The sequence below is a fragment of the Limnobacter olei genome (assembly GCF_029087225.1).
GTDB lineage: Bacteria > Pseudomonadota > Gammaproteobacteria > Burkholderiales > Burkholderiaceae_B > Limnobacter > Limnobacter olei.
This window is the reverse complement of sequence record NZ_JARFJD010000040.1, coordinates 1-11,288: the sequence shown is the minus strand read 5'-3', so window position 1 is coordinate 11,288 and position 11,288 is coordinate 1. Positions and strand designations below refer to the sequence as shown.

The window sequence follows — 11,288 nt, the reverse complement described above, 5'->3', positions numbered from 1 at the left end:
AGTTTCAACCAGAATACGCAGTCGAAAGAACACCGAGATTTATCTTTCTGGAAATTTTGTCCAGAACATCAGCCGCTGCAAGCACTTGATCACTACCATCGCCACTACTTCCACGGAAAATGGCTCTCTTCGTTGCATCACGTAATCGAATTTTTCGGCCAGCCTTTTCATCGCTCAACACGGCTTTTGCGAGCAACGCTTTGGCCTCAAGCCATTCGATAACCTTGCCGCTTTCAACATTCCTCTTACGCTTTTCTTCTTTAATTAAGAGGTGCTGAGCAAGAGAAAGATTTTGCGTGTAGGGTTGATTTGTTGAGTAGGCGCGAACCCATCGATTGCTAGCAGGATCCATGACAAATATCGATGACAGATTTGTCGGATCGACCCGAACAGCGGTGCGGAAGGAATGTCCTCGACTTTTCTTCAGTTGATCGATTTCAGGGCCTGCAAAGATTAGATCAAACAGCTGAACACCTTTGTGATCAACCACCCTTTGGTACTCTCGAGCAGCAAGCAAATCGTAAACATCGCTATTTACCGGCAAACGAATTGGGGGATTCTTTTTAAGGCCCTCCATCATCCTGTCCAATGGACGCTCGCCAGTTAATCGATTTATTGTCTTATGGTGCGATTCATGAATAAACTGGTAAAGGTGTTTCCGAAAAACATCTAGGGTCAATACTGCGTGCGTTTTTGGCGCGGCAACGGTAACTTCTGACGGTTTGTGCACCCTACCTGCCGACACAGGAATTTCCTTTATCCGGCGAAAGAAACCTTCAATATCTGGTTTTTCATAAGGTGTGTAAGCGGCGCAGTTCTCCCAGTCAAATCCAAGTTCCTTGGCCTTCAGACGCATCTCATGGGACTGTTCCGCGCTGCCTCGGTCACCAATTACACGCTGTGGCAATCCGAAACCACCCTCAAAGCCTCTGATATGGAACATTGACTCCTGTTCACTATCCGGACAAATTGCAATTTTGAGCGCCTTGAAAATTGATGTCTTACTGGGCGCCCCAAAATATATGTAGCACGACACGATAAACTTTGAATACGAATCGATGATTGAAGTTACCGTAGGACGACCGAGAGGTATTCCATCTTGGCAAACAACAATGAAATCAAGCGGTGTGTGATCCACTTGCCACACTTGGTTTGGACGAGTGGCCACGGGTTGGGTTTTGAAGGTAGTTCGAAATTTAGCGCTCGCGTGTTTGTCGCCATATCTCGATTTGCAAATCAAATACTGATTCATTGACTTCACTATTCGGTTGAACGTAGAAGCTGAAAGGGGTTTCAGTCCAGCATCCTTTGATTCTGTAAAGTAAATCGCATATGTATCAACAACACTGCGTCGCTCCTCAGTCATGTACCAACGTTTTATACAAGCCAACTCTCGCTCGTATCGCTTTGGGGACCTGGATCGGGCATACACTGCGCTATTCTCGATTGTCATCGCCTCACGTCCAGCTGATTTAGAACACCAGCGGAGCACTGTGCGTACGCTTGGCGGCACTGGATCACCAAGTTCAGAGGCACATTTTTTTATAATTTGAGGTACGTATTTTTGTGAGCTGGGTGGTATTCCAGCATCTATGACGGCATTGACATAGTAAGTAGCTCTTACATCACCTGCAGAAACGGTCGATTGCACCCACGTTAGATCATTACCCTTCAGAATATTCTGGCCATCCAATTCCGAAAGAATAGAAATCTCCCCTTTCCCCAACAGTTTGTACAACTCAGAAACAGCAATGGTGAGTGGCATACCTGTTTCGATGTGCTCGAAACTTAGTTTTTGATCAATCAACATTCGCCTTAAAGAATAAATCGCCTCTCCATATTTCACAGTTAAACCAATCTGCAACTTGAATATAGGGCTCAAAGTTTTTCTCCCATGAAATCGATGAAGAAAGATGGATAGGCTGGTATGGGTTGAACCACATTTGATAAATTGGAATCAAGCCAACCGAGTATTGAGGGTCAATAGCGAACTCATGACAGATATCGCCCAACGTAGTGACCTTCACTGATTTGATGAACGAATACAAATCGTTGCGAAACGAGAATGCGAGTGATGCGTGCTTCATTAACTCGGCACGACTGAGCCTGTCGTCATTGCCCAGCTCACGTTCAGTAAGGAATAGGAAATCGAAACCCAATCTTTCGATGGCTTTTTGAATGCCATCGAAACTGTGCCTCGAACGCTTTAACAGCGATGTGTGCTTAATCTCAACAAAGGTCAGTTGACCAAAGTTGTCTACAATCAGAAAATCTGGGATATAAGATCGTAGCTTGCCTGGAGCCGAAGGCTCAAAATATTCAAACCGGACGGGTTGTGAATAAATTGATCGAACGATCGGACAAACAGCCACCTGATACAAAAAATCACGTTCAAGCACTGATTCGCGCTGCATCACGGAGTCTTCAGTCAACCACTTGAAGTGCAAATTACCGCTAGAATTGCGACTAGATCGATGATCAATTTTTCGAATCTCATGGAGAACAGTACCAAGTTCCGAGCGCCATGATCGGAACAGGTGAGCGACAGCCGTGTTCACGGCCACCAAAGAAAAATTCTCGATTCGCCCAAGACCGCTTTTGTCGTCCATCTGAATTTGATGGTCTAAAAATGCGTTGTCACCCAGGAAGTACTTTTGCGACTTAACCAATAGATCTCGCATTTCGCTCACTCCATTCGAGATAAGCTGAACTGCGAAAACCCTTCTGCCCAGATGTCTTGGGTTCGTATTGATTTAATAATTTCACGACAACTCCCGTGAACAGGCGCGACTTATCAACCACCAACGTGATCATTGATCGCTTTTGTTGACAAACCCACGGGAACTTGTAGAATAAAGATGCGTTAAATCCTCATTCCCATGAGGTGGAAAGGCCGGCGATCTCCAAATCGTCGGTCTTTTTGTTTTGACTTAATTCATCGTCGAGCACTCTTTTGTGTGTAGTTTTTGCGAATCTTGCAACGTGGCCACTTGATGCTGCGATCCTTGCATCAAGTGAACTGCACCCGTCTTTTCAACCTTCAATCCCAGCGCCAATGCGATTTTATGCGACTCGCCTCGCTTGCACTTTGAAATGCCATTTAGAACTCGATAGACATTTGATGGATTAAAACCATACTCATTGGCCCAGTCGATCACAGTTAAGCCACGGCTTTCCATCCAATCTCTGACTTGCTGGATAGACTTAGCGGAATCGAGATTATTCATTTCTGGACCGTCCACGTTCAAATACAATGCTCACATTCAACTACATTTTGTGATTTATTGCAAGAGATGCACACAAATGGCAAAATGCAACAGTCATTTACTCAAATTTGCGGAAATTCGTGCTTTTCGAAATGGACAAGGTGGGAGCTCGGCTCAAAGAGGTACGCAAAGATATGGGTTTGAACCAAGAAGAGTTCGCGCTCCTAGGTAAAGCCGGCCGTGTCGCTCAGTTTCAGTACGAGTCAGGGCAACGTGAACCCAAGCTCAGCTACCTTGAATCATTGAGTTCTAATGGCGTGGATACGCTATATGTTCTATTTGGGGTTCGGTCAGGTGAACCACTGACCCTCAAAGTCGACAGTCTGGAAGAATCAATCCTGGACGAGGCAATCAGATTTTGCCAAGAATCAAAGTTACAAATTAATGGTCAAAATTTGCTGCATATTGCCCGCGCCTTCAAGAGGGTGGCAAACCTAGCCAAAGGGGAAGGGGAAGTTGGACGATGAAACACCTTTACCGTAGTTTAAGAGACGCATGGATCCCCGCGAGGACACTTCTCTCTTGGCGCGTTTGCCATATTCTAAGGCCCTTAGGCATGAGCATGATCGTGTCAGCGATTCATGACTATGAAGACAGGCGCGATACAAAGCTCATTCTCAAGAAATATCCACTTCGAATTTCAGCTCCTGCGGCGAGGCTTGGGATGATCGACTGGAGGTCATCAGATGAGCCTGTACTAAAGACACCGCCTGCCATATCCAAAACGGTAATGTGGTTAGGTATTGGGTTCTTGGCTGGATGCGAAACTTTTTTGGCGCGAACCTTCTTTTTGCTGGAGAGGATTCGCGTAGAGGATCTTGCTGGCTTCTATGTGGGCACAATGTTGATTGCCTTGATTCTTAGAGGGTTAATTGATCGCGGGGTAAGAATAAATAAATTGGTCAATACTCTCGGTTCGCTAGGCCTACCCATACGAATCAAAAATATGGGCAGTCATGATTGATGATTTTTAATCATCGCCCCCCGCATTAAGGGTCTATAAAAACAGTTGGATACGAACAAATATAACGAAGTGGGGTTTTGCATACAATTCTGATGTACGCCCATCGATCAAAGAACATATTCACAAGTTAAATAAACTACGCAGCCCGATGCTCCTATTAGACTTGCTAGGATCATCGATACACAAAACAACTCACTCAGAAGTTGGAATGGAACAAACAAAAATCACCCTGAATCAGCTAGAAAATCACCTTTGGGAATCAGCGAACATTTTGCGTGGTCCGGTAGATGCAGCTGATTTTAAGACCTACATTTTCCCGCTGCTCTTCTTTAAGCGTATATGTGATGTCTGGGATGAGGAGTACCAGGAGATCGTCGATGAAACTGGCGACGAGCAGTTGGCCTGGTTCCCAGAGTCACACCGTTTTCAGATCCCTGAAGACTGTCATTGGAACGATGTCCGGACCAAAGCCATCAATGTCGGGACAGCTCTTCAGCGAGCGATGCGCGAAATTGAGAAGGCCAACCCTGACACTCTTTATGGAGTTTTTGGCGATGCCCAATGGTCGAATAAAGAGCGGTTGTCCGATGACTTGCTCAAGGACCTGATTGAGCACTTCTCCAAGCTACCGTTTGGTAACAAGAACGTTACATCGGATCTGCTGGGCGACGCCTATGAATACCTGATCAAGAAATTTGCCGACGCCACCAACAAGAAGGCTGGAGAGTTCTACACCCCGCGCAGCGTCGTACAGCTTATGATCGACATGCTCGATCCCAAAGAAGCCGAGACCATCTACGACCCAGCCTGCGGCACCGGCGGCATGTTACTGGCCGCCGTGCAGCACGTGAAGGAACAGCATGGCGACGTGAAGCGGCTGTGGGGCAAACTGTACGGACAGGAGAAGAACCTCACCACCTCATCCATCGCGCGGATGAACCTATTCCTTCACGGCATCGAAGATTTCCAGGTGGTGCGTGGCGATACGCTGCGTAACCCAGCCTTTTTCGAGGTCGACCGGCTGGCCACATTCGACTGTGTGATCGCCAACCCCCCTTTCTCGTTAGAAAAGTGGGGCGAGGACCTGTGGCTGAACGATCCCTTCGGCCGCAACTTTGCCGGCCTACCGCCCTCATCCAGCGGTGACTTCGCATGGGTGCAACACATGGTAAAGTCGATGGCCGACGTCAGCGGCCGGATGGCCGTGGTGTTGCCCCAGGGCGCTCTGTTCCGCAAAGGTGTGGAAGGCAGCATCCGGCAGAAACTGCTGGAAATGGATCTGGTTGAGGCCGTCATCGGCTTGGCGCCAAACCTGTTTTACGGCACTGGCCTGGCCGCCTGCATTCTGGTGCTACGCAATCGCAAACTAGCCACACACAAGAAGAAGGTGCTGATCGCCGATGCATCAAGCCTGTTTCGACGTGGACGCGCACAGAACTATCTGGAACCCGAGCACGCCGCCGAGATCGTCGGCTGGTATCGCGGCTTTGCCGATGTCCCGGACGCGGTTCGTGTGGTCGGCCTCGACGAGATCAAAGCCGAGGACTGGACGCTGAACATATCGCGCTATGTCCTGCCGCCATTGCAGGAAGACATCCCATCACTGCCCGATGCTATCGCGGCATTCAAGGACGCGCTAAACCGCTGCCGTGAAGCCGAAGAGCGGCTCGCGCAGGTCATGGCTGAAGGGGGATGGCTCAAATGATGTATGAAGATGTCATTGCAGACTTTGCGAGGCGCACGGAGGAAAATCTAAGAACCATTCGTCTGCTCGCGAAAGAAAGGGGGGCTAGGCCTGCCTTTGAAGTTACCCAGCTCGTCAACTCTATGCTGGGCCTTCTTGTTTTTCCACAGCAGAGATACTTTGACCGTATACCCAAGACCCCCATCGCTGACTTGGCTGCGAATGGTTGGCCGACTCCCGAAGTTGTAGGAAACTATCCACAAATAACAGACCTTAGGCAGCTTGTTAGGTTGCTCCGGAACGCTATAACGCATTGCAACTTGAAATTTGAACCGGGGGCAGACAACGAGATAAACGCGTTAATAGTCTGGAACACTGATCCGCGGACTGGCAACGTGACCTGGAAAGCACGCTTGTCTGTCGCCGATATTGACACGATCTGCACTAAGTTTCTCGCAATCCTACTGGACAGGAATACATACGAATGAGTCGCATCACCCAACAGGAACTCGAAAGCTACCTCTGGGGTGCGGCTGTCTTGCTGCGAGGCCTGATTGATGCTGGCGACTACAAGCAGTTCATCTTTCCGCTGTTATTTTACAAGCGCGTATCGGATGTCTGGGACGAGGAGTACCAGGCTGCGCTAGCCGATTCAGGAGGTGACCTATCCTATGCCGAGTTTGCTGAGAACCACCGGTTTCAGATCCCCGATGAGGCGCACTGGAACAATGTGCGGCAAATGCCAAAGAACGTTGGTAGCGCCATTCAGAAGGCCATGCGGGCCATCGAGTCAGCTAACCCAGACATGCTCGATGGTATCTTCGGCGATGCCCCGTGGACCAACCGCGAGCGCCTTCCCGATGAAACGCTGAAGAACCTGATCGAGCACTTCTCAACCCAGACACTCTCGGTAGCCAACGTGCCCGAGGATGAGCTGGGCAATGCCTATGAATACCTGATCAAGAAGTTCGCGGACGACTCCGGCCACACGGCGGCCGAGTTCTATACCAACCGTACTGTGGTGCACCTGATGACGCAGCTTTTGGCACCGCAGGCGGGCGAGTCGATATACGATCCTACCTGTGGCACTGGCGGCATGCTGATTTCGGCCCTGGATGAAGTGAAACGCTCAGGAGGTGAATACCGCACCCTCAAGCTTTACGGACAGGAGCGCAACCTTATCACCTCTGCCATCGCCCGCATGAACCTGTTCCTGCACGGGGTGGAAGACTTCGAAATCAGCCGGGGGGACACCCTGGCCGACCCCAAGCACATTGATGGTGACCGCCTACGTCAGTTCGACGTGATCTTGGCCAACCCGCCTTACTCCATAAAGCAGTGGAATCGCGAGGCTTGGAGCAGTGATAATTGGGGTCGCAACTCGCTCGGTACGCCGCCGCAGGGCCGCGCCGACTATGCGTTCCAGCAACACATTCTGACTAGTCTCAGCGCCAAGGGTCGGTGTGCTGTTGTCATTTTCAGTAATTGTTGCGACATATCATCAATTACTGCGACAAGGCATGACTAAAGCCAATCCCTAATAACAGCACTGCAATAAAATAAATTACAGGAAGTACTGCTAGTAGAGACCGCCAGAGCCTAGCGTGCCGCTTCGCTTCGGCCCCATCATAGACAATATCACCTGTTAAGCACGGCACCGCGCAATGATGAAATGTGAGGCGGTGTAAAATACCGTAATGGGTGTTCTCGAGGATTCAGAGCCAGTGGCCGGTGTTAGTGCGGCGCTACCACGCTCTGGATAGTGTGGTGAAGGCTATGCGACTTAATCTGGTTGGGGTCGCACTTTACATAAGTGAGTAATTCATCGCTTGAGACACTGACCCAAGTTGAGGGGTTGATTCGTTCAACAATCGCTTCGCTGTCAAGTAGAAGGTCATTTAATAGTGGTGATCCATCATGCACGAGCGCTGCGATTCTGCGAGCGAGGGCATATAGCCAAAAGTTTACTTTATGCGCATTACTGTGTGATTTCCAGCTTACCTGAGCGCTCATCGGTTGCCTGATGATTCGAGCCAGCGTAACAAAAATCTTACTGAGTTCTCTGAAAATTTCCTCTTGATCGACGGGGCTCAGGTATTTGGTCAACACAGCCAGCTCATCGGTGAATGCGCCGTCTGCTTCTAGCTTGAAATGGGGGTCGTCATTCTTGAGTGCCGCCCGCCATTGTGTAGTCAGCTCTGTCAACCACTGCCTGGCAACTTGAGTAATGTCGATTGCTCTTTGTTCCAGCATGGGCACGAGCATGGACTCAAGAATCCAGGGAGTGAGGTGGTGCAGCCTCCCAAGGCGGCCACGAACGGGCTGAAGAACGTCTTTGAATTCCCCATCCGTGAGAGGCGTCTGAAGCGATTGATTCAATAGGGCGATGAGTTGCGGTTTGGCATCAGAATTATGATAGTTCGCTTCGTTGATCAGCCAGCACAGGATGGTGCGTCGAACATGGGCGGATTGGATCTTATCGATCTTTGATAGTGCCTCAACCCCCAAGTTGCCTCTATTGATGGCGTTTTCGAGAGCATGAAGTCCTACCCACGTTATAACGTTCACATTGCTCTGCAACAACGCATCAATCTGCTCGAGATTCTTATCGAAGCTTATGCTATGGCAGATATGCTTAAGAGTTTCAACTACAAGTGCATGGGTGCGTGGTTGCTTAATAGGTTCAGAGCATACCGTGTTTAACCAAGAGACAAGCTGCTTCGGAGCTCGTGACCAAAGAAGTTTGATGGCGTAGTAATCGCTCCACGACGTATCAACAGGTGAGTACTCAAATGCGCGGAACGGGTCCGAATTTGAAAGCAGTAGTGCGGTGAGCTTTTGTGACCGGTAGTGCTCAATGTCAAGCTGGCTCTTTTTGAGGCGGGGTGGCAAACCTTCCCATCTCCGTGGAGCGTGCTCTGGATAATTTGATCAGCATACTCGAATACTTGTGGAATGACGTCCAGAGGAATAGGGGTTGCCAACAGTGGGAGGTTTTCGCTGGCCCTCTGAACCGAATTGGATAGATGATACCCCGCTAGCGGCCGATCATTGGCTGAACGAATGAGGATCATGCGGTCGTGGAGCTTGCTCCCTGGTACTGCGAGCACCTTGAGGCGAACATTTCCAAAGTAGCCATTACCCCAGTCAGCACACCTCGAGAGAAGCTTCTCAACGCGGTTAGGTTCGCCTGCAGCTTTTTTACTGTCATTGCCCGATTCTTTCTCGGTCGTGATGATCAGGTAATCAGCAGTGTCTGTGCCCAATCGGTTGAGAAGTTCGATCCCAACATCCTCCATAAACGGGTCTATCCAAGCAATCTGGGCATCGTGGTGCCGCTCGAAAATGTTCCTGAGCCAGTCTGTCAACAACAGACGACTCATTCCCCCGCTGTCGTTGAGGGTGAGAAAGAACCGTCCTTCAGATTTTTGGGGGCGTAGCTGTTTGACACTGTTCTCGGTAAGCCGGTTGAGAGGGATCCATGGGTCATCGATATGCCCGCCCACCCTTGAGCGGGAGGGACGTATGGCGCGCCCGATCTGTCCTGCTGCCTCCAGTTTGAAGGCATCCACACATCAGTACCGATGGAACGGATGCCGTCATGTCTCTTACCGCCCAAGCGCCTCGGCCGGCCACCCATGTCCGCCACCGGCCCGAGCAGACCCTGCTGTACCAACTGGTTGAGCGTCATTACCCCGAGTTTGCCCGGCTCATGGCCGCCCAAGGCTCACCCCTGCCAGGCTATGTCGCCCGCGAGTTCGAGGACTACCTCAAGTGCGGCCGCCTGGAACACGGCTTTCTGCGCGTACGCTGCCAATCCTGCCACCACGAGAAGCTGGTGGCCTTCTCCTGTAAACGCCGAGGGTTCTGTCCCAGCTGTGGCGTCCGGCGCATGGTCGACAGCGCCGCGCTGCTGGTCGATGAGGTCTTGCCCAAGGTACCACTCAGACAGTGGGTGCTCAGTGTCCCCTTCCAGCTACGCTTCCTGTTTGCCAGCTACCCGGACCTGATGGGCAAGGCCTTGGGCATCGTCTATCGCTCGATTGCCACCTGGCTGCTCCGGCAGGCTGGCTTCACTCACGACACCGCCCGCACCGGGGCGGTGACCTTCATCCAGCGCTTCGGCTCGGCCCTGAACCTGAATGCCCACTTTCATATGCTGTTCCTGGACGGGGTGTATGTGACGCGGTGCCACGACGGCAACAGCGACGACAACAACACCAGCCAGGTGTTCCGCCGGGTCAATGCGCCTACCAAGGGCGATCTGGAAGCGGTACTGCAGCAGCTCAGCACCCGGTTGGCCCGTTTCCTCGTGAAGGAGGGCGTGCTGACCCAGGACAGCGAGAACAGTTACCTGACTCTGGATCACCTGGCAGACGAGCCCATGCAGCAGGTGCACGGGCACAGCATTACCTACCGCATCGCCCTCGGCCCGCAGCAGGGCAAGAAGGTCTTCACCCTGCAAACCCTGCTCCCCAAAGCAGCGGAAGACGACAGATTCACTCAGTTGGCCAAGGCCGGCGGCTTCTCCCTGCACGCCGGCGTGGCAGTGCAGGCGCATGAAAGACAGAAACTGGAGCACCTGTGCCGCTATGTGGCGCGCCCGGCGATCTCGGAGCAGCGTCTGGCGCTGACAAGAGACGGCCGGGTACGTTACGAACTCAAGACACCGTACCGGGACGGCACCACCCATGTGATCTTCGAGCCCTTGGACTTCATGGCGAAGCTGGCGGCGCTGGTGCCCAAACCTAGAGTGAACCTGACCCGCTTCCACGGCGTGTTCGCCCCCAACAGCCACTACCGTGTAACGATCACCCCGGCCAAACGTGGCAAGGGGGCAGGCAAGGTCGGTACCGTGCACCTTGCGCCCGAGGAACGCACACCGCTGGAGCAGCGGGCCGCCATGACCTGGGCCAGACGCCTGAAGCGCGTCTTCAACATCGACATTACCGAATGCGAAAAGTGCCAGGGGCCGGTGAAGGTGATTGCCTGCATCGAGAACCCTGTGGTCATCGACAAGATCCTCAACCACCTCAAGGCCAAGGAAGCCAAACAAGTTTCTCCATCCACCCAATTGCCGCCACCACGAGCTCCACCCTTGCTGCCTGGGTGGGAGCAGGGACTGGCGGATTGAACCAACATACAGCAAGCACGCCAACAGACATCACGGACGATGCGACCTACACGGATTGCAGGGGAGTGTGCGGATGCATGAGGGGCTTGAGGGGAGAGCAGCCAGCAAGGCAGGTGAATTTGGCGCAATTCATGGACATTTCAGGGTTTCGAGGGGTCTTTGGCGGAGAAATAGGCTCCGTAACGAGCAAGCATTTCAGGCTCGACGACAATGGAATACCTGTTTATATTCCCTATCCTT

At 51.5% G+C, this 11,288-nt stretch carries 10 protein-coding genes and 1 pseudogene; 6 read left to right on the top strand and 5 right to left on the bottom strand.

The window, feature by feature from the left end:
- Nucleotides 1–4 precede the first annotated feature (4 nt).
- From PY990_RS15790 to PY990_RS15780, 3 genes are all read right to left on the bottom strand, one after another.
- A complete protein-coding gene (locus PY990_RS15790) occupies nt 5–1,810 on the bottom strand; it encodes a DDE-type integrase/transposase/recombinase (protein WP_275272417.1) in 1,806 nt (601 codons plus the stop codon).
- Nucleotides 1,800–2,681, bottom strand: coding sequence for a TnsA endonuclease N-terminal domain-containing protein (locus PY990_RS15785; RefSeq protein WP_275272416.1), 882 nt, complete (start codon nt 2,679–2,681; stop codon nt 1,800–1,802). Before PY990_RS15785 ends, PY990_RS15790 begins: the two co-directional genes overlap by 11 nt.
- A 249-nt stretch (nt 2,682–2,930) precedes the next feature.
- The gene (locus tag PY990_RS15780; protein ID WP_275272415.1) at nt 2,931–3,227 is read right to left on the bottom strand and encodes a DNA-binding protein; all 297 of its coding nucleotides are present in this window, start codon (nt 3,225–3,227) and stop codon (nt 2,931–2,933) included.
- A gap of 119 nt (nt 3,228–3,346) precedes the next feature.
- On the opposite strand from PY990_RS15780, the gene PY990_RS15775 reads away from it, so the two are divergent.
- From PY990_RS15775 to PY990_RS15755, 5 genes are all read left to right on the top strand, one after another.
- On the top strand, nt 3,347–3,733 hold the full coding sequence (locus PY990_RS15775; RefSeq protein WP_275272414.1) for a helix-turn-helix domain-containing protein: 387 nt from the start codon (nt 3,347–3,349) through the stop codon (nt 3,731–3,733).
- 89 nt (nt 3,734–3,822) lie between these two features.
- Nucleotides 3,823–4,230 carry a hypothetical protein gene (locus PY990_RS15770; RefSeq protein WP_275272413.1) on the top strand — a complete coding sequence of 136 codons (408 nt, stop codon included), beginning with the start codon at nt 3,823–3,825 and terminating at the stop codon, nt 4,228–4,230.
- A 208-nt stretch (nt 4,231–4,438) separates the two neighbouring features.
- Nucleotides 4,439–5,935 (top strand): type I restriction-modification system subunit M, encoded by a 1,497-nt coding sequence (locus PY990_RS15765; protein ID WP_275272412.1) that lies wholly within the window; start codon nt 4,439–4,441, stop codon nt 5,933–5,935.
- Nucleotides 5,932–6,402 carry a HEPN family nuclease gene (locus PY990_RS15760; RefSeq protein WP_275272411.1) on the top strand — a complete coding sequence of 157 codons (471 nt, stop codon included), beginning with the start codon at nt 5,932–5,934 and terminating at the stop codon, nt 6,400–6,402. Before PY990_RS15765 ends, PY990_RS15760 begins: the two co-directional genes overlap by 4 nt.
- The gene (locus PY990_RS15755) at nt 6,399–7,442 is read left to right on the top strand and encodes a type I restriction-modification system subunit M (protein ID WP_275272410.1); all 1,044 of its coding nucleotides are present in this window, start codon (nt 6,399–6,401) and stop codon (nt 7,440–7,442) included. Before PY990_RS15760 ends, PY990_RS15755 begins: the two co-directional genes overlap by 4 nt.
- A gap of 206 nt (nt 7,443–7,648) precedes the next feature.
- On the opposite strand, the gene PY990_RS15750 is transcribed toward PY990_RS15755, so the two are convergent.
- Complete coding sequence (locus PY990_RS15750) at nt 7,649–8,806, bottom strand: hypothetical protein (protein ID WP_275272409.1); 1,158 nt, start codon at nt 8,804–8,806, stop codon at nt 7,649–7,651.
- Nucleotides 8,807–8,892: 86 nt separating this feature from the next.
- Nucleotides 8,893–9,420, bottom strand: a pseudogene (locus tag PY990_RS16415) (VPA1262 family N-terminal domain-containing protein); the annotation flags it as partial.
- 95 nt (nt 9,421–9,515) lie between these two features.
- On the opposite strand from PY990_RS16415, the gene PY990_RS15740 reads away from it, so the two are divergent.
- The gene (locus PY990_RS15740) at nt 9,516–11,048 is read left to right on the top strand and encodes a transposase (protein WP_275272407.1); all 1,533 of its coding nucleotides are present in this window, start codon (nt 9,516–9,518) and stop codon (nt 11,046–11,048) included.
- Nucleotides 11,049–11,288: the final 240 nt, after the last annotated feature.